This is a genomic window from Paenibacillus sp. S25 (assembly GCF_019454085.1).
In the GTDB taxonomy this organism is placed as follows: Bacteria; Bacillota; Bacilli; order Paenibacillales; family Paenibacillaceae; genus Paenibacillus; species Paenibacillus polymyxa_B.
Window position 1 is genome coordinate 3530881 of record NZ_CP073683.1, and the last position, 22880, is coordinate 3553760.

24 protein-coding genes, 1 riboswitch and 1 other annotated feature are annotated in these 22880 nt (G+C 46.6%); of the genes, 3 read left to right on the forward strand and 21 right to left on the reverse strand.

Going from position 1 to position 22880, the window contains the following annotated elements:
• Window positions 1-4: 4 nt before the first annotated feature.
• The 3 genes from prsW to KAI37_RS15500 form a co-directional block, all read right to left on the reverse strand.
• Window positions 5-700 (reverse strand): glutamic-type intramembrane protease PrsW, encoded by a 696-nt coding sequence (prsW, locus tag KAI37_RS15490; RefSeq protein ID WP_025723061.1) that lies wholly within the window; start codon window positions 698-700, stop codon window positions 5-7.
• An 85-nt stretch (window positions 701-785) separates the two neighbouring features.
• Window positions 786-1400, reverse strand: a complete 615-nt coding sequence (locus KAI37_RS15495) for a genetic competence negative regulator (RefSeq protein ID WP_013310751.1) — start codon at window positions 1398-1400, stop codon at window positions 786-788.
• Window positions 1401-1597: 197 nt separating this feature from the next.
• Complete coding sequence (locus tag KAI37_RS15500) at window positions 1598-1975, reverse strand: hypothetical protein (RefSeq protein WP_013310752.1); 378 nt, start codon at window positions 1973-1975, stop codon at window positions 1598-1600.
• A 94-nt stretch (window positions 1976-2069) separates the two neighbouring features.
• On the opposite strand from KAI37_RS15500, the gene KAI37_RS15505 reads away from it, so the two are divergent.
• Window positions 2070-2993, forward strand: coding sequence for a polysaccharide deacetylase family protein (locus KAI37_RS15505; protein ID WP_220029791.1), 924 nt, complete (start codon window positions 2070-2072; stop codon window positions 2991-2993).
• 142 nt (window positions 2994-3135) lie between these two features.
• Here the strand turns inward: KAI37_RS15505 and KAI37_RS15510 are convergent, their stop codons facing one another.
• Window positions 3136-3477: a hypothetical protein gene (locus tag KAI37_RS15510; protein WP_025723058.1), complete on the reverse strand. Its 342-nt coding sequence runs from the start codon at window positions 3475-3477 to the stop codon at window positions 3136-3138.
• Entirely contained in the window at window positions 3474-4061 is a 588-nt protein-coding gene (locus KAI37_RS15515) for a type II CAAX endopeptidase family protein (protein WP_025723057.1), read from the reverse strand. The genes KAI37_RS15510 and KAI37_RS15515 overlap by 4 nt, the downstream gene beginning before the upstream one ends.
• A gap of 185 nt (window positions 4062-4246) precedes the next feature.
• Window positions 4247-4496: a binding site (T-box leader), on the forward strand.
• Window positions 4497-4757: 261 nt separating this feature from the next.
• Between KAI37_RS15515 and serA the strand changes: the two genes are divergently transcribed.
• Window positions 4758-6350 carry a phosphoglycerate dehydrogenase gene (gene serA, locus KAI37_RS15520; protein ID WP_076293025.1) on the forward strand — a complete coding sequence of 531 codons (1593 nt, stop codon included), beginning with the start codon at window positions 4758-4760 and terminating at the stop codon, window positions 6348-6350.
• 216 nt (window positions 6351-6566) lie between these two features.
• Here the strand turns inward: serA and KAI37_RS15525 are convergent, their stop codons facing one another.
• From KAI37_RS15525 to KAI37_RS15550, 6 genes are all read right to left on the reverse strand, one after another.
• A complete protein-coding gene (locus KAI37_RS15525; protein WP_220029792.1) occupies window positions 6567-8009 on the reverse strand; it encodes an ATP-binding protein in 1443 nt (480 codons plus the stop codon).
• 1 nt (window position 8010) lies between these two features.
• On the reverse strand, window positions 8011-8727 hold the full coding sequence (locus KAI37_RS15530; protein WP_013310758.1) for a response regulator transcription factor: 717 nt from the start codon (window positions 8725-8727) through the stop codon (window positions 8011-8013).
• Window positions 8728-8836: 109 nt separating this feature from the next.
• On the reverse strand, window positions 8837-9595 hold the full coding sequence (locus tag KAI37_RS15535) for a pseudouridine synthase (protein WP_071641426.1): 759 nt from the start codon (window positions 9593-9595) through the stop codon (window positions 8837-8839).
• 78 nt (window positions 9596-9673) lie between these two features.
• The gene (locus tag KAI37_RS15540) at window positions 9674-10204 is read right to left on the reverse strand and encodes a spore maturation protein (protein ID WP_076293023.1); all 531 of its coding nucleotides are present in this window, start codon (window positions 10202-10204) and stop codon (window positions 9674-9676) included.
• Window positions 10205-10211: 7 nt separating this feature from the next.
• A complete protein-coding gene (locus tag KAI37_RS15545; RefSeq protein WP_220029793.1) occupies window positions 10212-10952 on the reverse strand; it encodes a nucleoside recognition domain-containing protein in 741 nt (246 codons plus the stop codon).
• A gap of 57 nt (window positions 10953-11009) precedes the next feature.
• The gene (locus KAI37_RS15550) at window positions 11010-12272 is read right to left on the reverse strand and encodes a D-alanyl-D-alanine carboxypeptidase family protein (protein WP_220029794.1); all 1263 of its coding nucleotides are present in this window, start codon (window positions 12270-12272) and stop codon (window positions 11010-11012) included.
• A gap of 208 nt (window positions 12273-12480) precedes the next feature.
• Between KAI37_RS15550 and KAI37_RS15555 the strand changes: the two genes are divergently transcribed.
• On the forward strand, window positions 12481-13203 hold the full coding sequence (locus KAI37_RS15555; RefSeq protein ID WP_220029795.1) for a protein-glutamine gamma-glutamyltransferase: 723 nt from the start codon (window positions 12481-12483) through the stop codon (window positions 13201-13203).
• Between the two features lie 91 nt (window positions 13204-13294).
• On the opposite strand, the gene ytfJ is transcribed toward KAI37_RS15555, so the two are convergent.
• The 10 genes from ytfJ to KAI37_RS15605 all read right to left on the reverse strand — a co-directional run bounded on the left by ytfJ (window position 13295) and on the right by KAI37_RS15605 (window position 22855).
• Window positions 13295-13786 carry a GerW family sporulation protein gene (gene ytfJ, locus KAI37_RS15560; RefSeq protein WP_071641433.1) on the reverse strand — a complete coding sequence of 164 codons (492 nt, stop codon included), beginning with the start codon at window positions 13784-13786 and terminating at the stop codon, window positions 13295-13297.
• A gap of 129 nt (window positions 13787-13915) precedes the next feature.
• Window positions 13916-14629, reverse strand: coding sequence for a DUF2953 domain-containing protein (locus KAI37_RS15565; protein WP_071641435.1), 714 nt, complete (start codon window positions 14627-14629; stop codon window positions 13916-13918).
• A gap of 167 nt (window positions 14630-14796) precedes the next feature.
• Window positions 14797-15408, reverse strand: coding sequence for an SMC-Scp complex subunit ScpB (gene scpB / locus KAI37_RS15570; RefSeq protein ID WP_013310766.1), 612 nt, complete (start codon window positions 15406-15408; stop codon window positions 14797-14799).
• Window positions 15377-16171, reverse strand: a complete 795-nt coding sequence (locus KAI37_RS15575) for a segregation and condensation protein A (protein ID WP_034095057.1) — start codon at window positions 16169-16171, stop codon at window positions 15377-15379. The genes scpB and KAI37_RS15575 overlap by 32 nt, the downstream gene beginning before the upstream one ends.
• A 172-nt stretch (window positions 16172-16343) precedes the next feature.
• Complete coding sequence (gene ribH / locus KAI37_RS15580) at window positions 16344-16808, reverse strand: 6,7-dimethyl-8-ribityllumazine synthase (RefSeq protein WP_071641437.1); 465 nt, start codon at window positions 16806-16808, stop codon at window positions 16344-16346.
• 77 nt (window positions 16809-16885) lie between these two features.
• Window positions 16886-17569, reverse strand: a complete 684-nt coding sequence (ribB, locus tag KAI37_RS15585) for a 3,4-dihydroxy-2-butanone-4-phosphate synthase (RefSeq protein WP_104496855.1) — start codon at window positions 17567-17569, stop codon at window positions 16886-16888.
• Between the two features lie 60 nt (window positions 17570-17629).
• Window positions 17630-18295, reverse strand: coding sequence for a riboflavin synthase (gene ribE / locus KAI37_RS15590; RefSeq protein WP_220029796.1), 666 nt, complete (start codon window positions 18293-18295; stop codon window positions 17630-17632).
• Between the two features lie 331 nt (window positions 18296-18626).
• Window positions 18627-18799, reverse strand: a riboswitch (FMN riboswitch).
• 68 nt (window positions 18800-18867) lie between these two features.
• Window positions 18868-19335, reverse strand: a complete 468-nt coding sequence (locus KAI37_RS15595) for an IDEAL domain-containing protein (RefSeq protein ID WP_071641441.1) — start codon at window positions 19333-19335, stop codon at window positions 18868-18870.
• Window positions 19336-19553: 218 nt separating this feature from the next.
• Entirely contained in the window at window positions 19554-21842 is a 2289-nt protein-coding gene (locus KAI37_RS15600; protein ID WP_220029797.1) for a thiamine pyrophosphate-dependent enzyme, read from the reverse strand.
• Window positions 21842-22855, reverse strand: coding sequence for a 2-oxoacid:acceptor oxidoreductase family protein (locus KAI37_RS15605; protein WP_023989209.1), 1014 nt, complete (start codon window positions 22853-22855; stop codon window positions 21842-21844). The genes KAI37_RS15600 and KAI37_RS15605 overlap by 1 nt, the downstream gene beginning before the upstream one ends.
• Window positions 22856-22880: the final 25 nt, after the last annotated feature.

The window sequence follows — 22880 nt, forward strand, 5'->3', positions numbered from 1 at the left end:
TTCGTTACATATTAACCTTTTCTTCCCGTTTTAACAAACGAAAAGGAGAGCGGTTATTAGCTCGACTGATCTTCGCCATTCCCCCATACCATAGAAATGCCATAAGTGGAATGATAAACCAGATCCAGTCATGCGAAAATTTCGTTAAAATCAAATCGTATACTCCGTGCCAGAACCATGGAAGCACCAATGACAGCAGCAACATGTATTTGCTCCTCAAGCCCTCTGAAAACTTGGCCTTCCCCATGTAGTAGCCCATCATTACGCCAAACATCGCATGACCGGATACCGGTAGCAATGATCTCATCAGCATCATGCTAACCGAAGCATGGCCCGCCCAGGCATATAACAGATTTTCAACCGTTGCAAATCCGAGTGAGACTGCGGCCGCATACAAAATACCATCATAAGGCTCGTCGAACTCGGTATGATTATAGATGATGTGATACAACAGAAACCATTTAAAAAACTCTTCCACTCCGGCTGAAATGCCGAACACCTGGATTAACGTGTGATCCCCTAGCCAAAGCAGCAGCCCGCGTTGAAAAATCATGACAGGAAGAACCACCAAAAAGCCGAGCAAAAACACTTTAATAACCATGTGCAGTGGCTCCGAATCATACCTGTCCTTCAAGTAAAAATACATCAATAAGGCGAGACCCGGCGCTGTGGCTGCCGCTAAAACCGAAAACAGAAGCACCGATCATCCCTCCATAAAAATGAGTCGGCTCTGCTTTCAGCGCAGAGCCGACAAATTCACTTCGATATCACTTTCAATAAAAGAATCAAGAACGGCTGTCAAAATGAGTGCAGATGACAGCAACTGCCTGTTCAGGTATGACCAGCTTACCATACTCTTCCAACATAGCTGGTGTAACGGATGAGCCTTCTCCAAATTCAGCAAGAACCGCGATTAAAGCCGCAAGCTTGGACTCCTCTACTTCTTCTGGTTCCAAATGCAGAATCCATTTTCCTCTATAATGATACAGCTTACCTGCTTCCGTAGTGTTGCTACGAAGCATATGAGCCGCTTCTATGAGTACTTCGAAATCGCTAAACGCATAAACGATGGAATCGCTATGCTCCAGCGTGACTTCCATTTCGTAGACTTCCTCTGGAAGCTCCTCATCGGGACCCGAACCATACTGTTGATGGTCATATTTTCCCCGGGTGACGATAACAACCATTCCTTGAGCAGGAAGCGCAAAGACTTCGACAGCTAACGGTCCCGTGGCGTCGAAGCCCAGTTCGCTGTATGCCTGATCCATCATTTCGGTAAACAGCTCATGAACTCTTGGAATTTCTTGCCACATATCGTCTTTTTGAATACCGCGTTCGCTCAAATCGTCAAAGGTAAGGAAAATCCGTATCTTGTCCTGACTTAATCTTTCTATTTTCATACTGGACCCTCCTCCTGGCAGCCGAGTGTTATTAACAGATTATGATGCAATTATGATGCCTGTGATGAAAATGGTTCTATGTAATCATGTTATCATTTTATAATCGTAAATGCACGCAATAAAAAGATAAAAAAAAGAATCATTTGAACGGCTTTTACAAAAAAGCCGCAAAATGATTCGGAATAAAGGTTTCTGGGTTACAATCCCGGTACGGCTGTATGAGTTTCTTTCAAAATTTGCTCGACCTCACGTTTAACATCGGGACTTGTGCTGATGAAGTCTTTAATCAACTTCATATTCTCTTCTTTGTTCTTGGCAGTATGGGCGTTATGAGCGGTTTTATCTGTTTGTGAATGATGGTCTTGATCCTTATGGGTGTCTTCTTTATTGAGCGTTATCTCGCCCATTCCGGGGAATGCCGCGTCCATCATTTTAGTACGGGCTTTCTGCACTAAATTGCCGCCTTTTTTTCCACCCATGTCCATAGATAAGCCCAACATGTTGCGGTTGCGGGAGATCAAAGAGCTTGCGACAGCGCCCAAGACGATTCCCAGGAAAAATGAAGATGTTTTCACAATTAGAACCTCCCTTTGTGGTAGAATCAAGCATAGTGTTCGTCAGTAGTGACAAACTCATACGGTATAAAATACAGGAAGGTGAGATGAAATAATGGGTACAAAAACAGCAGCCATTTTGTTCACCGCATGTCTGCTGCTTAGTGCTTGCACTGCAACCAAGCCGGAATCTGCGGCAACAAGCAACCAACAGGATTCGGTAGCGTCTGACTCAAGTAACAGCGCCAAGGATCAGAGCAACGTCTCTTCCCCAAAAAGCAGCAGTAAGCAAGCAGGCAGTGATGATCATAACTCAGCGGGTAAAACCAATGCACAAAATGATAAAACCAGCGAAAGCAACGAAACAGGAGCTGCGACATCTGCAACTACCAGTAACAAAATGTATCACTTGGATAAAGCCTACAATGTAATCCCTAACCAACAAGGTACCGAAAAAAAAGTCGTGTTACTGACCTTTGATGATGGTCCTAAGGAAGCAGCCATGATTAACAAAATCATAGATGTACTGGACAAACACAAAGCGAAAGCAATTTTCTTCGTGAACGGTTACCGTGTAAAAGAGCATCCTGAGTTGCTCAAGCTTATCCATGACCGTGGACAGCCCATCGGCAACCATAGCTGGGATCACATCGTGCTAAAGAATAAATCTGAGTCCGAGGTCAAAAAACAGATTGAAACAGTACAAAAAGCTGTTAAGGACATTACAGGACAAGCTCCCGTATTCTTCCGCCCCCCTCATGGTGCAGGCGGAGACGTAGGTCGCAAGGTCGCTAAGGAAAACGGTCTCCTATACATGACATGGTCCGTCGGTTCTCTGGACTGGACAATGAAAAAGAATCAGCCTAATAAATCGGAGGCACTCCTCAAAAACGTAACGGAACAACTTCATCCAGGCAGCAATATCTTGATGCATGAACTGCCATGGACAGCTGAGGCTCTGGACAGTCTATTGACACGCCTTGAGCAAAAGGGTTACCAATTTGTCGATCCGCAAGGCATTGAGGTTCCTGCCAGCTAATAGACACTTGCGTATACTCCGGATTAACTATAGATAATACAATAAAGGCCTCCATTCTCCGCTATTTATGCGGAGATGGAGGCCTTTTTACCGTATCATTACGCGCCTTGACCTAAGCACAGACGTCCATAATAACTTTATATTACCAAAGCATTTCACTGATGGGTGGTGCACCCTTGATGCCCCACCACAGTAACGCTGCAGTAATCAGCACAAAAAGAGTGCTCAAAAAATTCAAAAACCACTTGCTTACCCGAATACGGCGGGACGGAAACATTTCTGCCCGCGTTCGGTACTCACTGGCAGGAGTGTCATCCTCCATCGTTACAGCAACTTCTGGTGCAGCGGCAACGTGAGCCAATTCTGGCACGGGCCGTGAAGCACGGGAGCGAACTGGTTTAGATTTTGACCTGTCCTCCTCCTTGCCTTTGCGACCATTTCGACGGCTACCATAGGTCTGCACTCTGCTAAGTTCCTGATTCATTCTTCATACCTCCGAAAACGTAACGCTAAACCAGATATAAGGTCAATCACAAAATGACAAATGATCGGTGCCCACAGACTACCGGTCTGCACATATATGTAACCCAATCCATAACTGCTAAGAAAAACCCAGCCAGTGGGAATCCAATGCCGTAAATATCGGATATGAATCACCGCAAACAAAATGCTTGTCCAATAAGGACCAAAGCTGTACTGAATCGCGCCTCTGAACAAGAGTTCCTCACAGATGGAGACGATAGCTGCTATACAAATAATATGCCAAACCGGACGATTTTGAAACAGCATTTGGTTAATACCACCGTCATCCATAGCATCCTCAGGCATAATCCGGGATAGCAACAGATCCACAAGTAACATAGCGGCGGCCAATCCCAATCCCCACCATAAGACGTGCAAAGTGTTCGGCAATGCAAATAGTTCTAACACATTTCTTTTCTGAAAAATAATCCAGATTGCGCCAATCAGCAGGGTCAGCCCCTGAGTTAGATACAAATTGTAAAGCAGCAAGCGGTCATTCAATTCATGAATTTGCGCTCTTTTCCATTTCACTTTAAGCTTTTTCATAGTTAGTTAGTCCTCTACATAGTCTTCTTTAGCATCATAGCCAAAAAGTCGGACGGATTCAAGAAGACTTAAATCTTAATTTTCCGCATTCTGTAGCTATATATCTAGCCGGCTATCCACACATGTCGCATGTCCTATTGACATGCCCATGTAAGCCATGATACATTATGAAAAAATTATTAGCGACAACAACAATGATGGAGAAAAGGTATTGATTTCGTCCTCAGAGAACCGGTGCTTGGGTGGAAGCCGGTGACGAAGTAACTACTTTCAGCGCTCCTGAGTTATTGCACCGAGGTCTGGGGAATATTTCCCGGCATTAGATGCAATCGGCAGAAAACCGTTATCCTTTCGGTCATTTTATGACCGCTGAAGGCAGTCCATTGCGAAATGGCTGCGAATTAGGGTGGTACCACGATAACTCTCGTCCCTTACTATGGAGATAGTATGTGATTCGGGAGTTTTTTTGATGCCCGAAAACCGCAAAGTGTCTCCGCATAAGACTTTTGGTCGTTAGTTTGGTGCATAATGCTATTTCATCCCTTTTCTGCGTCAATGCGTTATCACACTAGTATTTCACACCGCTCTCCTGTACTTTTAGAAGCATTTCAAGTTTTTTCATGTTCTTTATGGAATGTATTTCAGTTAGAAGTACATCCTGTCCATAAAAGAAGTTAACTTTGAGGAGGAAACCAAATGTTTAAAGTGTTAGTATCCGATCCGATCAGTGACCTGGGCATCCAGCAACTGATGGATGCAGACGATGTCACGGTGGACAAGAACACAGGTCTCAGCGAGGATGAATTGTTTCAAATTATTGGTGACTATGACGCATTACTCGTTCGAAGCCAAACTCGGGTAACCGAACGCATCATGACGGCAGGTAAGAACCTCAAGGTTGTAGGGCGAGCTGGGGTCGGAGTGGACAACATCGACCTAGAAGCAGCAACACAGCGCGGGATTATCGTTATTAATGCTCCTGACGGCAACACGATTACGACATGTGAGCACACTTTTGCGATGATGATGGCTCTAGCACGTCATATTCCACAGGCATATGCCAAAACCATTGGCGGTACATGGGATCGTAAAACATTCCTCGGTGTCGAACTGCGTAACAAAACACTTGGAGTCCTCGGCATGGGACGTATCGGCAGTGAGGTGGCTAAACGTGCCAAAGCATTTGGCATGAGCATCCTCGGCTATGATCCATTTCTAACGGAAGAACGCGCTGAGAAGCTGGGCATTAAGCTGGCGAGCGTGGACGAAATTATCCGCAACGCAGATTTTATGACCGTACACACACCATTAACACCGGAAACGAAACATATGATTGCTCGTCCACAGTTTGAAGTGATGAAAAAAGGAATGCGCATCATCAACTGTGCCCGGGGCGGAGTTATCGATGAAATGGCTCTTGTTGAAGCCATTGATGAAGGTATCGTTGCCGGTGCAGCCTTTGACGTATTCGAGTCAGAGCCGCCAGCACAGGATCACCCATTCCTGAGTCATCCGAAAATTATCGTGACACCACATCTGGGGGCCTCAACTGTCGAAGCTCAGGAGAATGTAGCTATCGATGTGTCCGAGCAAGTGCTGCATATTTTGCGTGATGAGCCTTTTAAAAATGCGGTCAACATGCCTCCAGTACCATCCAACGTCATGACGCAATTGCAGCCATATTTCTCGCTTGGAGAAAAGCTGGGCAGCTTTGCCGCTCAGATCACGAATCAGGCTGTACGTGAAATTCAGGTAGATTACGCTGGCGATTTGTCCTCTGTGGATACACAGCCTCTGACACGTTATATTTTGAAAGGTGTACTTAGCCGTCATCTGGGCAGCGATGTGAACATTGTAAACTCTGTACATCTGGCCAAAACACGTGACATCCATCTTGTCGTATCTCAGGCGCCCGCCACCAAGGGTTTTACCAACCTGATTACCGTTACACTCAAAACCCAGAGCGGCGAAGAGCAACGTGTATCTGGCACCCTTCTGGCAGGCTATGGCGAACGTATTGTTCGGTTGAACCAGTTCCCAGTAGATGTGGCACCGGAAGCTCATTTCCTGCTCATCTCCCACAATGATAAACCAGGCATTATCGGTCGTGTCGGCACCTTGCTTGGGGAGAACGGCGTCAATATCGCTTCCATGCAAGTAGGGCGTAAAATTGTCGGCGGAGAAGCCATCATGATCTTGACCGTCGATAAAGCCGTGCCTAAAGATGTGTTGATTCAACTCGTTGGTTTGCCAGAACTAAATACTGCCCAAGAAGTAGTGCTAGATTAGTCCCAGACAGTATTGAGATGTCCAAGGTTTTATAATAAAGAGAGGCGCCTGGCTACCCAGGCGTCTTTTTCTTATACCGTTATCTATCATGAGAGCAATTATCTTAAAACAGGATGTTCCACGTTGAACAAGATAAATGTTGATTTTTCAACAAAAAGCACCCTCTTCCGAGGATGCCTGCAAACCGGGGTATATCAGTTGGGGCTTATAAGCCTGTTACAGACCCAGCTTTGTTTTGTTGGAGATCGGCAGCAAAATAGTAAATTCCGTTCCTTCCCCCAATACGCTGGCAGCAGAGACAGAGCCTCCGTGAGCCTCTACAATATTCTTGACAATAGCAAGCCCCAAACCAGTCCCTTTATCCTCACCACGTACTCTGGCCTTATCTGCCTTGTAGAAGCGGTCGAAAATATAAGGTAGATCCTCGCCGGCAATGCCTACACCTTCATCCTTAATCCGAATACGGATTAACTCATGCCGTTCTCCCAAAATTCGATCCGCCGCAATAGTAACCTTTTTCCCGCCAGGTGTATGTCTGAATGCATTATCCAGCAAATTGGTCAATACCTGCTCCAGTCGGTCTTCATCTGCCTCAGGCAGCAGCAAACGTTGGCCTTGCTCATGGTAATCGAGTGTCAGTCCCTGTTCCTTCGAACGTACCGTAAATTTACGATGAACACGCTCGATCAGCTCATTCACATCCACTTCCTGTCGGTGCATGTCTGTATGACCAGCCTCCATTCGGGCCAAATCAAGCAGATCCTTGACTAATCTTCCCATGCGTAATGATTCATCATGGATGACCTGTACCAGCTCCTCAGATTCTTCAGGTGAACCCGCCATACCATCCAGCAACGCCTCGCTGTAGCCCTGCATCATAGATAAAGGTGTACGGATTTCATGAGAGACGTTGGCCACAAAATCACTCCGCATCTTCTCAAGCTTCACTTCTTCCGTAATATCTCTAAGCACAGCTACTGCACCGCGGATTGCATTATCCGTATACAGAGGCGCCATCTGTACCGACCAGGAGCCCTTCTTGACATGGATATAGTCTCCGACATCCTCCCCCCTGTCCATAACGGTATGGAACAGAGACTGCAAAGGCTCAGGTACAGAAGCTCCAAACTCCTCCAGATCACGCTCCTGCCACTCCAGCTTTTTCCAGATATCCAACAGACTTTGTGCCGGCGGATTCGTCAAGATGATTTGTCCGCTTCTGTCGAAGGTGATTACTGCATCAGACATGCTTCGCAGTACGCTGGATAAATGGTTTTTCTCCTCATTCAGACTGCGGATCGTTGCTTCCAGTTCCGTAGACATATGATTAAAAGTTTTCGCCAGTTCTCCAATTTCATCACTGGTTACCAGCGAAAGCCGAGTATCATACCTTCCCTCACGAATCGCATTCGCCGCCTGAATCAACAGCTGCATAGGCTGTGTGATTTTAGTAAAAAGGAATAGGGCAAAAAAGGTCGTCAATAAAAATCCGACAATACATGTATAGGTGAACAAATGCTTGATTTCCGTCGATTCATACGCCGCAAAATTTCTGTTGATGTACGGCAATAAAAAAAGCCCTAGAAAAATAAGCACAGAGCCTACAAGACAAATGATGGTGATCCACAGCTTGCCTACCAGCGATCTCCAGAAGTTCACGTTATTTTGGAACCTCCAGCTTATAACCTACGCCCCACACGGTCGTAATCATAGCCGCTGCCTCTGGCGATACCTTATTCAGTTTTTCACGAAGCCGTTTCACATGTGTATCCACAGTGCGCAGATCACCAAAAAATTCGTAATTCCACACGTCTTTCAGCAGTTCTTCGCGCGAGAAGACTTTATCTGGTGACACCGCCAAATAATGCAACAGCTCGTACTCTTTAGGCGTGAGACTGATTTCAATCCCGCCCGCAGTTACCCGGTGAGCATCATGCTCAATGATAAGATTCGGAAAAACAATACTATTGCTTGGTACCGCCTCTTTCGTTAAAAAGGCAGTTTCCGACGAACGGCGTAAAATCGCCTTCACCCGGTAAATGACTTCTCGCGGGCTAAAGGGCTTAACCACATAATCATCGGCTCCGACTTCAAAGCCTTGTACACGGTTCACTTCCTCACCTTTGGCAGTCAGCATAATCACAGGTGTAGCTTTGGTCTGACGCAGCCGTGTACATACCTCAATTCCATCCATCCCCGGAAGCATTACATCGAGCAAAATAATGCTGTAATCGCTTGCAGTCGCTTTTTGGAGGGCAATCTCACCATCCTCAGCTTCGTCAATTACATATCCTTCTTTTTCCAGATACATCCGCAGAAGGCGGCGAATGCGTTCTTCATCGTCTACAATTAATATGCGGTTGCTTTGTTCTGACATATTCCCAGCCCCTTCGCTAAAAAAAGCATTCTCTCTATTTTACTATTTTCCTGTGCTTGGTCAAACTTTACTCTCATCCAACAGTCTCTTTACACCAAAAAGGCCGGGGTTATGACCCCCGTCCTGTCCGTTTCTTTTTCGTGTTGTCTGATTGGGCAAGTTGAATGAGACGGTTGATTTCATCCTTAGTTAGGGGTCTGGTCAGACCGCGCTTCAAGTTTTGTAGCAGAAGATCTCCGAAGGCAATCCGCTTGAGTCTGATGACTGGATGTGAAATGGCCTCAAACATCCGTCTAACTTGGCGATTTCTGCCTTCATAAATGGTAATCTGGATCACAGACTCCTTACCATTCGGATCTACATCTTTATATTCTACCTCGGCTGGTGCAGTAATGCCATCCTCCAGCACGATTCCTTTTTTCAGCTTGTCCAGCTCAGTACCATGCGGAACGCCTTTGACTGTTGCCACATATGTCTTGGGCACATGATGCTTGGGATGGGTGAGCAGATTGGCGAACTCGCCATCATTGGTAAGCAACAGCAGTCCTTCGGTGTCGTAATCGAGACGTCCTACCGGATATACGCGTTCCTTAACGCCTTTCAGATAGTCTGACACGATTTTACGGCCTTCCGGATCGGAAGCACTCGTAATAACTCCTTTAGGTTTGTTCATCATCAGATAGATTTTTTTCTCGGTTTTGATTGGGCGTCCCTTTACCGTAATCATATCTTGATCAGGGTCTGCCTTCGTTCCCAGTTCAGTTACGATAACCCCGTTCACTTCCACGCTACCCGCCTGAATAAGCTCCTCACATTTACGTCTGGAAGCTACACCAGCTTGGGCCAATATTTTCTGCAATCTTTCCATGTTCGCTAATTCACCTCATGCTAATGATACCCATCCATGAGCAAAATCACAACCCCCGTTCAAAAAACGATACAGAAATTAAAATATAAGCAGGCAAATCGCAATGGCTGCCACAAAACCAACCACATCTGAAAATAGTCCTACCTTCAAAGCATACCGTCCATTGCGGATACCTACCGCACCAAAATATACAGTTAGCACATAAAGCGTCGTGTCTGTGCTGCCCTGAATCGTTGAAGCGATCCGACCGATCATGGAATCCGGGCCATAGGTGCGAATTAGATCCGTCGTGAACGCAAGTGAACCCGTGCCCGTCAATGGACGAAGCAAGCCTAAAGGCAATACCTCACCGGGTACGCCCCAGTCCTTAATCCATGGCGTTACCCAGGAGATCAAATAGTCCAAAGCGCCGGATGCTCGAAATATGCTAATCGCCACCATCATGCCTACAAGATGAGGAATAATGCTGATGGCGGTAGAAAATCCGTCTTTAGCTCCATCCACAAAAGAATCGTAGACAGGCACCTTTTTGGCATATGCATATAAAGGAATAAAAGCGAGAATAACCGGGATAGCCCAAGTTGATACGAGGTTAATAAAATAAAGCATGCCTCCCTCATCCTTTCCAAGTAGTGTCCCTGCCCTTGGCAGCCGTGATTCCCGTTCGCGGAACGGCAGGTGAAGATACGGACGACGTTGTTGAAGAGGCAGATGTTGGTCCTGGTGGGGTGAGTGGCGCCAAGGATGTCTGGGACGGCGGAATCGCTGGAGGACGGCGGCGCAATTCTCGACTACGGTACCAACGGTCCGCCGCAATTGCGGCAAAGGTGGCTATTGCGGTCGCTACCAGTGTTGTACCGACGATTTCTGCCGGATGTGCGGAATGAAAATTAAGCCGTATCGCGATCAACGTCGTAGGAATAAGCGTAATACTGGCTGTATTCAGGGCGAGCAGCGTACACATGGCTGGTGTGGCGGTTTGCTTATCTGGATTGAGCGTCTGCAACTCTTGCATCGCCTTGATTCCCATCGGTGTAGCTGCATTCCCCAAACCCAGCAGATTGGCGCTCATATTGGACAAAATGTAACCCATAGCGGGATGATTACGCGGAACATCAGGGAAGAGAAAGGCAACCAAAGGAGAAAGCAGCTTGGATATTTTCTGTAAGAGTCCGCCATCTTCAGCCAGCCTCATCATGCCCATCCAAAACACCAGCACACTTATCAGTCCAAAGCACACTGTAACCCCCGTAGTTGCCCCGTCAAAAGCCGCTTTCGTCACCACCTCAATATTTCCCTGCGCGGCAGCAAATACAAATCCAATACAAATCAAAGCCACCCATATGAGATGAATCATGACTGATTCCCCCTTTTCCCAATGATGTGACACGTACAGCTCTATTTCCTGCTTGCCCTAGGCTCCAAACAGATTTTTAAGAATTTCGTTCCATCTGCTCGTCCAACCTCGTTGTTGAGTATTGTTCGCAGGATCTTGTGCAGTTGGAGCCTCCTGCTGTGGCCGTACGGTACTTTGAGCAGGCAGCTTACTCCCTTTTTCATACACAGGAACGGAACCAATAAGTTTACCATCCAATAGGAATTCGACCCGTCCTCGTAAGCCAAAAGATACGTCCGCTCTGTCTGCAGAGGCGGAATTTTTATACAACACTAGTCTTTTGTGCAACTGGGTCTTCTCACTATCATGTAAAGGATATGCAAAGCTTGTACCTGTTAATAGTGGGTAACCATCGATAGGTTGCTGCTTGTCCGTAATCGGAATGAGCGGATAATATCGAAATCCGTAATCAAGCATACGGGCATGATCGTTCCAATCGTCCCCGTCATTCAAGGTAACAGCAGCGAGCTGGCGACCGTCCCGTGTGGCCGAACTGACCAGACAGCGAAATGCTTTTTTGGTAAAGCCTGTTTTTACCCCGTCAGCTCCCTCATACAGCCGCAGCATTTTGTTTTTGTTGTGCCATGAGTAGTCCCAAGAATCGTTGGGATTCGGTGCTTTTTTCAGTTCTGTTTTTACGATACGGGCAAAAGTTGGATTATGCAGCGCATAAGCAGTAAGCCGGGCCATATCATTGGCTGAGGAATAATGTCCCTCGGTATCCAGCCCGTGCGGATTAGCAAAATGTGTATGGCTTAGCCCAAGCTGAACCGCCTTGTCATTCATCAAATGGACAAATCCCTCTTCTGTCCCCCCCACATGCTCAGCAATGGCAGAAGCGGCATCATTACCAGAACGGAGCATTAAGCCGTACAGCATATTTTCCAGCGACATTTGTTCACCCATTTGCAGAAAAAGCGAGGACCCTTCTTTGGCATACGCCGTTGGACTCACCTTTACCCGGTCCTGCAAGCGTCCATGTTCAATGGCCACGATCGCTGTCATAATTTTGGTCAGGCTGGCAATACGTAGCTCCCGGTCACCCTCGGTAGAATAAATGATTCTTCCTGATGTGACATCAATTAAAGAAGCAGCCTGTGCATGGGTTCCTAATGCGGGCGGCGCTGCTTCTGTTTTTATCGCTCCCCGAACGGGCTGCGGACTTAGCAACGTAAGCGGCAATGACAAAATAAGCAGAAGTACCAGCGGCAAAACAAATGCGCGTGCCTTATTCAAGAAATGGCTGTGGTCCGCGTGGATGTGTTGCTTTTTTTTAAACATTTGGATTCCTCCGGTTTTGAGCAAGTCTTGTACCATTCTATGTCCAAGCTGTTCAAAGTATGTCCACCTTTATAACAGAAAATTCCTTTACAGGACAGCCATTAGCTGCTCCCTTTTCGCTTTCTTTCTACACAAACTAAGCAACATGCTCCCCTGAACACATATATATTAGTTACTAAACGTTAAATATGGATCGAGGGGTTATAACATGCAGCGACTACAGTTTGAAATGATTTTAAGATCGCGGATTGTAGAGTCCGCAGAAGCATTACACCGTAGTGGTGTATCCTTTGCCACATTTTCTACCGCACGTTGCAACCAGCAATTTTGGGATTTAACGGAAAAAGGTGGCTTTCAGATCAAAGCAGGTGTCACACCGGCACAGGGGATCAGAGATATCTTTTTAAACGGACATCAATACGCTTTTGAATGTGCAACAGCTATGGTTATTGTGCTGTACAAAGGAGTGCTGGATTCCATTCTGGAAAGTGAGTTTAATCGGGTTTTTGCAGATATGCTGCTGTATGACTGGCACTATGACAGCGACCTCAGACTCATACAGGAGCAAGGAAGTCATAAAGCGGCTCCTGGCGATATTTTGTATTTCAACAATCCGGATGTGTCATCTGAAACATTGGAATGGAAAGGAGAAAATGTCGTTAAGCTGAAGGAAGACTTGTTTTATGGACATGGGATTGGCATCTTGCCGGCGAAGGGTATTATCGATTCCCTGAATCAACATCGTCGACCGGATGCCACGGTATCTGCTTATTTGACGAATGAAGTGATCTATCCGGACTTCATCTACCTATCGCAGTTTGCTGCCGAAGGAAATCGAAAAAATGAAATCTCGCTGCATACTTTGTATCAACAGGAATACAGTCACCATATACATGCTGTCATTGGGGGAAGGCAGTATATTCGGGGATAGGGCCAAGTACAAGCAGAAAAGAAGGTATTCCTTAGCCTATACTCGGCTTTGGGATACCTTCCTGAGAGAACGCTTTTAATTTCAATAACTTTTACAAGTAAGCCGGGCCAGAATGACTGTGATCCGTAGCAACATCTACAGGTACCTGTGGGGGGGGAGTCTGCAAGTTGCCGCCTGCGTTCTGGAAGATAGACTGAACCTTATCAATCAGGTATGGCGTGGAGTCAATGAGCTTCTCAATCAGATGCGTTTGATTGTCCAATGGAACGATTTGTGCCCCCTGTTTGCCAACAACCAGAAAAGCAATGGGATGAATAGATACACCACCACCGCTACCCCCTCCAAAAGGATGCCCTTCCTTCCCGCTATGATTACCCGACGCCGAGGAAGTATGAAGTGCCTCTTCGTCTACGTTAAAATCACTTCCTCCGGCAGCAAAACCAAATCCTACCTTACTGATTGGCAAAATAACGGAACCATCGGGTGTTTCCACTGCGTCTCCTACAATCGTATTCACATCTACCATGGCTTTGATGTTTTCCATTGCGGTTTGCATGAGCCCTTGAATCGGGTGATCTGACATGATTTATTCCTCCTCTGCTTATCTCAAGCGTAGACTGCCTTTTCTTTCGCTATTGTGCGCAGGGGTTCAAGGAAATATGTATGTCATTCGATAGTTCAGAAAGGATTGAGTCTCACCTCACTCCACTGTTTAACTTTCACTGGTAGCTTGAGGATCCTCGGTTTTTTTGGAAAAAACCCGTTTCCACGCCTCCGGTCCACCCGGAACGCGCCATATGCGATAAGCTAACGTGAGCATGGAGAAAATTAAATAACCGAGCGACATATTTGCTTCACAGGTCAAGGTGGTAGTAAAACGCAAGCGATCCACCCAATAGGGCACGACAAACAGCTTCGGGATACAGTCCACACGTACAAAACTGGTAGCAAAACCGATCAAGGTCGTTTTCAAACCCCAAAGAATTCCGGTTGAGGTAGCTGTGTAAGCCGCGTCAGCAAGGCTAATATTGGTAGACCATTCCATTTTGGACATCGTCACATGCGCCAATGTATGCCGCAACCATCGATGTAAGGCATTCGTTCCTTTGAGCAAAACTCGTATATCATGTATAAATTGCTTTATTTTTTCTGCATCAATATTACCGCTATCCACGGAAGCATCCGTTTTATGTATATTTTTATTGCGGTCAAGCCGATAGAGAAGCCCTTTTTTTAAACCTGTTATGAGAATGGCCGGAATATCGTAATTCATTTTAATCATCCCGTATAGAAATCTGATCTCTAGATGCGCCCGATCATCATTGTCATGTTTGGCAATATCCAGCTTCAATCGAATACGAGAGAGCAGAATAGCCAGCACAAGTAATATAAAGACGATGATGGCGATACTGATCCATTTCCACACTGGCGAGCCCTCCCTACCTTTTTGCTATAGATATCATGGCAAAAATAGTATGACCGTTCGCCGGAAAATCATGCATCTAAAAATACCAACAGCCAGACCCCAACTACGTGAGGACTGGCTGTATGTTTGAGCTTTTACATAAGTGAGCCGCAAGATCCGGAGCAACTTTATTGGGATTCAAGATCCAAATCGTTGGCCGCAGGCTGGCTGCTCTCCAGACGCTCGAACAATAATTGAGTCTCTTCCTCCAAATTGTCCGAATCCTCGAACAACTCCGGTTGCGGTAGATCTGCCAAAGAGCCCAGACCGAAATAATCCAAAAATGATTTCGTCGTTCCGTACAATATTGGCCGTCCGATGGCTTCAGCTCGACCTTTCTCTTCAATGAGCTCCTTGTTGACCAGTGTATGTATGGCCCGCTCGGATTTGACACCCCGAATCTCTTCGATTTCAACTCTTGTAATGGGCTGGCGGTAGGCAACAATGGCCAGCGTCTCCAAAGCAGCTTGAGACAGTGAGGCACGTGCCGGAGAGTATGCGAGCTTTTCAAAGTAAGGTGCATGTTCGGATAAAGTTGCAAGCTGATAATGACCGGCAATACGGACAAGTTGCAAGCCCCTTCCCCCCTGCTCCATGTCCTGCTTCATATCTTCCAGGCACTGTTCAACCAGCTCTTGCTGCTGCTCTACAATGTCGGCGATCTGCTTGGTGGACAACCCTTCCTCTCCTGCGAGAAACAGCAGTCCCTCAATAATTGATTTCAGCTTCAGATAATCCATTAACCCGTAAATCCCCTCTCCACTCCATTACAATATCATCGAAAAGCTTCTCCTGATAACAGAAAATTTGTTTCATTTTCATCAGTTCAAGGATAGCCAAAAAGGTCACAACCACCTCATGCCGATACATATCCTCATGCATCAGCTTGGAGAACAGCAGCCGTCCTCCGTTCCCCAGCATCTCTAACGCCCCGATAACTTGCCGGATACGGTCCTTGACTGAAATTTCGTCTCGATGAACACGGGTTACCGTCGTACGTCGTTCTGCTTTGCGCAAAGCACGCTGAAAGGCCGCGACCAAATCGCTTGCATGCAGCCCATGCACCGGATTTGCGGGTTCAGTGGGCAGGAATGCGCTTAGATCTTCTGGCTCCTTGCCATAAATTAGACTCCGCTCCCATTCACGTTCACTTAGATGGCGAGCAATCCCTTTATATTTACGATACTCCACCAGCTTGCGGACCAGTTCCTCACGTGGATCATAATCCTCTTCCTCATAAAAATCCAAATCGTCATATTCCATCACAGGTGGCTTGGGAAGCAACAATTTACTCTTAATAGATAAGAGCGTCGCTGCCATCACCAGAAACTCGCTCGTAATGTCCAGTTCCAGCTCCTGCATACTGTGCAAAAAAGCCATATACTGATCAGTAATATCGCTAATCGGGATATCCTGAATGTCGATCTCGGCTTTATCAATCAGATGCAACAGTAGATCCAGCGGACCCTCGAATGTTTCCAGCTTGTAGTTTACGACTGTCAATGTGCTTCCCCCTGCCTTACTCCAATCATCATTCAACAATACCTTTCCCTATAGCACTTATGCTCTACGTTATCAATCCCTCTTTCTGTAGTATATACGTCATCGCCTTGCTTAACAATCCAATCCCTTTTCACCTTGCAGTTTATACCGTTCTATTCAGTTATTCATACAATTAAAATTGCTTGCCGAGATTGGCCATTTCAATCGCAGCCAATGCAGAATCCCAACCTTTATTACCAGCCTTCGTACCTGCTCGTTCAATAGCCTGTTCAATGTTTTCTGTCGTCACTACCCCAAAAATAACAGGCACGCCCGTTTTCAGGCTACTTGCTGCCACACCCTTGGCCACTTCATTGCAGACGATATCATAATGTGAAGTAGAACCACGGATGACCGTACCCAGCGTAATTACGGCATCATATTTGCCGCTTGCAGCCATTTTTTGTGCAATCAATGAAATTTCAAATGCACCCGGAACCCAGGCTACATCAATTTCATTTTCCTGCGCACCATGTCGTTGAAGGGCATCAATTGCCCCGCTTAACAGCTTGCTCGTAATAAACTCATTAAATCTGCCCACCACAATACCATATTTTAAACCATTCGATACGAGATTACCTTCTAGAAAACGTGCCATGTTTAATCAACCTCTCTTTGTTTAATTATTTAGGTACTTTGGATAATACTTCAGATTTACTTGGAACCGAGACGTATTTACAATGACAAACGACGACGGTAGTCCACCAAATGCTGAATACTGATCAGCTTCAATTGATGTCGCTTGGCGACCACTGCCAGATCAGGCAGGCGGGCCATTGAGCCATCTTCCTTTATAATTTCGCAAATGACCCCAGCAGGCTTGAAGCCACTGAGTCGGGCCAGATCAACAGCCGCTTCAGTGTGACCAGCACGCTGCAAGACACCACCATCGCGAGCAATCAGTGGGAACATGTGACCAGGCTTGCGGAAATCACTTCCTGTGACTGCTTCGTCTGCCAAGGCGCGTACAGTCAAGGAGCGCTCGGCCGCTGAAATCCCCGTTGTTGTCTCCATATGATCTACCGATACCGTAAAGGCAGTACCGTGGAAATCTGTATTTTGCTCTACCATTGGATGCAATTCCAAGGCTTCGGCTCTTTGTCGTGTGATTGGCACACAGACCAACCCGCGACCTTCTGTAATCATGAAATTAATGATCTCAGGCGACGCTTTTTCAGCCAAAGCGATAAAATCGCCTTCATTTTCGCGCTGTTCATCATCCACTACAATAACGACTTTACCGTTTTTTAAGTCCTCCAACGCTTCTTCGATGGAATCCAAACGAATCTCTTCGTCATGTTCCAACTCGCCATGCTCTATGACGTTTGCCATTGCACTTGTTTGGCTACCTCTATCCATAACACTTTCCTCCTTATGTCTTGTGCCACGAATGCTCCTAAACAGGTTTACCATTCAATATCAGGCAAAGCCGTGTTTCGCCAAATAGTCCAAACTGAGAGGAGCTTTTTCTACTCTCTCCGCCTCCGCTGCACCTTTGTAATTTAAAAGCTGTTCTACATATTTGCCCAAAATATCACATTCGATATTGACGGTATCCCCCTCACGTTTGGCTTGTAAGGCCGTTTCGGATAAGGTGTGGGGAATAATGGATACGGCAAAGGTAGCTCCCGTACGCTGTGCGACTGTGAGGCTGATACCATCAATTGTGATTGACCCTTTGAGAAGAATATATTTAAATAATGTTTGATTTTTAGGCTCAATTTCGAACACAACTGCATTCTGGTCTGATGTCACCCCGCGAATCGTTCCCGTCCCGTCCACATGTCCTTGCACGATGTGTCCTCCGAACCTTCCGCTCGCCGCCATTGCTCGCTCCAGATTGACTCGGCTGCCGGATCTCAACTCTTTCAGATTAGTGCTGCGAAAGGTTTCCGGCATCACATCAACCTTAAAGTCTTTCGAACCAATCCGTATCGCGGTCAAGCAAACGCCATTCACCGAGACACTGTCTCCTATTTTCAAATCGCCCAACACCACGGAACCCGAAATCCCCAGCACCATCGCTTCACTGCTTTTGGAAATAGTTTGAATGCGACCCACTTCCTCAACTAATCCGGTAAACATGCCTTCACTCCTTTCCACTACATTTCAGTTTATCCCTAATTCATCAGCTATAAGCGCAAAAAACCCCCAGTTCGGATTCAATCCGTCATGGGGGTGATGAGAGTCACATTTGTAGTATACAAGCGCAGTTCATATGCATCTTAAGACGACATGAAATCATAGGTTTGCCAATAGAAAGCATGACTGAGGATACAGCCAAATACGCTCAGAACACGCATCAAAAAGAAAGCTTAAGAAAGCTATCGCCCGATGCTATCCTACAACGAAATAAGCCGTACGCACAATTGGGTATGCTAAAAATCGGCACATGTCACGTCATGCACATGCGCTTCGTATCCTTCTCCCATCCAGACTATACTGTCGGTCCCGGATTTGCACCAGGTCCACCTTCTGCTGATCATTCAGCATCCGGGTCACGGACTAAGCCATGCTGTTTCTCACAAAACGATCCACAAACATGTCATCACCGCCGGTGGGGAATTTCGCCCCGCCCCGAAGGATCTTGCTCTTATTTAATTGAATTAACATTAAACTTGTTACGTATATTAGCACCGACTTCTAAAAAAAGCAAGTTATCTAATAGAAGCGCCTGCTTTGGTTTTGACATATTGGCTGGAGAGTTCTTCAAACCAGGTTTTATCATTCATATGAAGCGCCAAGTCAATCAGATCAGCCAGTTCCTCGACTCCCAACACTGTTGCATGATCAAAGGTAATTACGGCTGAAGCAACAGGTCCCCGCCCTTCCTCAGAACATGCTTCATAATCCAGTCGTACATCAACATGTCCGTCAATAAACTCGCATTTCAGAAAATAAATAATTTCGCACATTAAAATGGGGCGTACCTGTGTTTCTAACACGCAATCCATCACCTTCGCAGAATAGTGCTGGTTCGTCAGCGTGAATTTGTGTTCTGTCGCTGCTAGCGATGCCCGTCCAAAATCGTCCGTAAACTTTAGTTCTACGGGCTTGATGTTCATAACCTTAGGGATCTGCTTCTTTATAATTTCGATTATTTCAACTGTATTCAGCTTAATCATTACCTGCACCTCATTGCATCTTAAATTCAGAAGAAAACTTTTTAACGTGCCTCTTATAGGCCTCCACTCCTATATCGGAAATCATTACCTGTTTTTTTATGCTTCAACCCATAAACAACAAAAAAGATTCTTTGCGCAATAAGCGCAAAGAATCTTGATCGAACCACTACAGTAACAGCGGCTAACAATGCTAATCGATGATTATGCAAAAAACAGAATTATAGCTCTGAAATTTCATGTTTCTTTTTTAGGGTAGTCCAGCGACGCTCAATCTCCTGCTCAAAGTTAGCCAGCGTAGCCTCCTCCTTGAGAAGATGCTTCGTTTTACCCATTAATTTCAACCATTCTGCAGCTGGAATCCGTTTTCCCTTGTCTTCCGGATTATACGTAATCGTCGTACTGCCTTGCTCTATTTCGTACAAAGGAAAGAAACAGGACTCGACTGCGGCGCCCACAATGCTGGTGCCCAGTCTGTCTTCAGATTTCCAATTCAGCGGGCAGGCGCACAGGATCTTACCATAGGCCGTTCCCACGTTGTTCGCATACCATTGAGCCTTGGCTGCTTTGCGCAGCATATCCTGCGGATGACTTTCAGCTGCCGTAAAAGCATACGGAATGTTACAAGCAGCCATGATTTGTACGGTATCCTTGTGATGCCCTTGCTTTCCTTTTTGCATTTTCCCTACACCCGACGTACTGGTCATGTGACCGAGCGGAGTGGAGTACGATTGCTGTGAACCTGTATTCATGTACCCTTCGTTATCATATTCCAGCATGATCAGCTTATGATTACGCAGAGCCGCACCAATCGCAGAACCCATACCAATATCCATCCCACCGTCACCACTGATCATGATGAAGGTCGGATCGTCCGACATCTCAATTTCATTGCGGCGCTTCATTTCCATATAAGCTTCCAGCGCTCCCGAAAGTGTAGCGGCCCCGTTTTGAAAAAGATTGTGGATCATCGGTTGTTTGTGTGATGTATACGGATACCCTGTCGTCGTCACATATACGCAGCCTGTCTGGAACAGCACGACAATATCCCCTTCAATACCTTTAAAAAACAGTTCCAGCGCAGACAATGCCCCACATCCTGGGCAAGCCCCGTGACCTGGTGTAAGACGGCGTGGTTTGGTCGTCAACGACCGCAGGGGTGGTACCTTGACTTTGAGCTTCCCGGTCGCCTCGTCCGGCGTAACCTGAATCAGACCCGTACGGTATGCATTGCCACGTGGCGGTTGCATAACTTGCGGCATCACCTTGTCCGGTGAACCCGGATTAATTCCGTAATAATCAAAGGGCTTCTCGGCTCGTCCGGCCTCTGCCGCCTCAATCGCAAGCTGGAAGAACGCCTCTGCATCTTCCGCATAAAAATCCTTGCCGCCCAAGCCAAAGATACGGCTCAACACGAGTGTCCGGTTCAGCGGGTCCTCCTGTAAGGCCGCTTTAATTTCATGCGTTAAATTACCGCCGTCTGCTCCATACGAATCTGCACGTTCACCTACCAGCAGCGCCTTGACATCGCGTAATGCTTCCCGCAGTTGTGCGGCTGGGAACGGTCGGATGATATTCGGACGTATCACACCAGCTTTAATCCCGCGCGCACGGAGTTGATCCGCCACATCCTTGGCCGATTCAGCCGCAGAATTCAACAGGAAGACCGCAACCTCAGCATCCTCCATATGATACAGATCCAAAATCGGGTATTCCCGACCGGATAAAGCGGCATATTCTGCTGCTACCTGCTCATATACTCCTTCTGACAGCTTCAGTGCTTCGGATAGCTGAACATGATTATTCGTCAGGTCATCACCGTTCATATGCGCACCCACGGTAACAGGATGATCAAAATCCGTAATATTCGGATAATTTAAGTTCGGGTTAGGACCAACAAAACCGCGCACGGTCTCAGCATCGGCAAAATATTGCACTTTACGTTTTTGATGGGACGTATAAAAACCGTCATATGCGACCATTACAGGCAGCCGAACATCGCTATGCTCTGCGATTTTTAGTGCCATGATGTTCATATCATACACAGCCTGTGGTGTACTTGCCGTCAAAATGACCCAGCCTGTATTCAAACCATAGTACAGGTCCGAATGATCCCCGCGAATATCCAGGGGACCACTGACAGCTCGTGTCACCAGATTCATAACCATAGGAAAACGGGTACCTGACTGAACAGGTAACTGCTCCAGCATGTACAGGAAACCTTGCGAACTGGTGGCGTTCACAACCCTCGCTCCCGCTGCGGCAGCTCCATAACAAATCCCTGCCGATCCGTGTTCTCCGTCTGCTGCAACCAGCTTAATATTATGCTGACCTCTCGTTCTCATCTGATCCAGATACTGCGCTACCTCGGTAGATGGAGTAATCGGGAAATATCCCATCATATGATAATTAATCTGTGCAGCCGCCGTAGCTGCCATTTCATTACCGGATTCGAACGTTGTCACTTGCGCGGCGCCTGTCTGTTTGAGTTCTTCCTCCAGTTTTGCCATTACGCACGCCCTCCTTCATATGCCGGAAATTGGTGGGCAACTCGATTCTGTTCCGCCCATCCCCATTGTTCACGACGCGAGCTTAATGCCCCTGACGGGCAAATATCTACACATTTCAGACATCCTTTGCAATACTGGTAATCAATCCCTTGCAAAAATGGCATCATTCTTCCGCGTTTGTCTGCTTGCTCTTCCCATACAAAACAGTAATCCGGGCAAATCGAATCACACTTGGCACAATGGGTACATTTATCAGCTTCGTATTCAGGCACATACCCCTGACGTGAACCACTAACATCTCTCGTCATGCTGTTTCCCTGAGTTGCAATAACGCCCCCCAGTAGTTGGGTTTCGTATCCCAGCAATGGTTGCGGACGTTCAAAAACCCGATCCTCTGCGTCATCAGTAACCGGATATACGTGCAGTTCCATTTCATCATAACCACGGTTAAACGTACGCAGATTAGGTTCCACTAACAGTGGATTTTTCTTTTCAAAGGTACTGCGAATAACCGATCTCATCGCTTCTGGGTCCAGGAAATCACAGACACGGAACAAGGCACCGAGCATGGACGTATTTAGTTTGGTTCGCTCTTCCAGTGCGATGCCCATCGCATCCACCACCGCTAATGTACCGGATACCAGGCCCAAATCAGCCCGTATTTCTTCTGCTGGACGCGTGGAATTAACCACTACAATCCCATCCGCTGGCAGTCCGCTGATTACATTTACCGTTTTGTATAACGTTTCATGGAAAATGCCTACCACATGCGGTTGCTCAATCGGACTGTGATCCCGAATATCGACCTCCGGCTCACAGAAGCGGACGAAGCTTTTAACCGGAGTTCCCTTTTTTTCCGAACCATAGGACGAAAAATTTGAAGCATTCAGCCCCAGACCAAGCACCCCGGTTTCGGCCAACATTTTGCCAGCCAGATTAGCGCCGAGTCCACCAATGGATTCCAGCCGGATTTCAAAAAATCCGAGTCGATTTGTGCGCGTTAAAATAGACAATGTGATAAGCCCCCTTCTTTTCCAA

Coding starts and splice junctions, on each gene's coding strand:
- ribB (WP_104496855.1), bottom strand. CDS start 17,569: ATGGATAGAGGTAGCCAAACAAGTGCAATGGCAAACGTCATAGAGCAT.
- serA (WP_076293025.1), top strand. CDS start 4,758: ATGTTTAAAGTGTTAGTATCCGATCCGATCAGTGACCTGGGCATCCAG.
- KAI37_RS15540 (WP_076293023.1), bottom strand. CDS start 10,204: ATGCTTTATTTTATTAACCTCGTATCAACTTGGGCTATCCCGGTTATT.
- KAI37_RS15530 (WP_013310758.1), bottom strand. CDS start 8,727: ATGTCAGAACAAAGCAACCGCATATTAATTGTAGACGATGAAGAACGC.
- KAI37_RS15505 (WP_220029791.1), top strand. CDS start 2,070: ATGGGTACAAAAACAGCAGCCATTTTGTTCACCGCATGTCTGCTGCTT.
- KAI37_RS15550 (WP_220029794.1), bottom strand. CDS start 12,272: ATGTTTAAAAAAAAGCAACACATCCACGCGGACCACAGCCATTTCTTG.
- KAI37_RS15555 (WP_220029795.1), top strand. CDS start 12,481: ATGCAGCGACTACAGTTTGAAATGATTTTAAGATCGCGGATTGTAGAG.
- ribH (WP_071641437.1), bottom strand. CDS start 16,808: ATGGCACGTTTTCTAGAAGGTAATCTCGTATCGAATGGTTTAAAATAT.
- KAI37_RS15515 (WP_025723057.1), bottom strand. CDS start 4,061: ATGAAAAAGCTTAAAGTGAAATGGAAAAGAGCGCAAATTCATGAATTG.
- KAI37_RS15600 (WP_220029797.1), bottom strand. CDS start 21,842: ATGGCAAAACTGGAGGAAGAACTCAAACAGACAGGCGCCGCGCAAGTG.
- scpB (WP_013310766.1), bottom strand. CDS start 15,408: ATGGATTATCTGAAGCTGAAATCAATTATTGAGGGACTGCTGTTTCTC.
- KAI37_RS15545 (WP_220029793.1), bottom strand. CDS start 10,952: ATGATTCATCTCATATGGGTGGCTTTGATTTGTATTGGATTTGTATTT.
- KAI37_RS15535 (WP_071641426.1), bottom strand. CDS start 9,595: ATGGAAAGATTGCAGAAAATATTGGCCCAAGCTGGTGTAGCTTCCAGA.
- KAI37_RS15510 (WP_025723058.1), bottom strand. CDS start 3,477: ATGAATCAGGAACTTAGCAGAGTGCAGACCTATGGTAGCCGTCGAAAT.
- KAI37_RS15595 (WP_071641441.1), bottom strand. CDS start 19,335: ATGATTAAGCTGAATACAGTTGAAATAATCGAAATTATAAAGAAGCAG.
- ribE (WP_220029796.1), bottom strand. CDS start 18,295: ATGTTTACCGGATTAGTTGAGGAAGTGGGTCGCATTCAAACTATTTCC.
- ytfJ (WP_071641433.1), bottom strand. CDS start 13,786: ATGTCAGATCACCCGATTCAAGGGCTCATGCAAACCGCAATGGAAAAC.
- KAI37_RS15495 (WP_013310751.1), bottom strand. CDS start 1,400: ATGAAAATAGAAAGATTAAGTCAGGACAAGATACGGATTTTCCTTACC.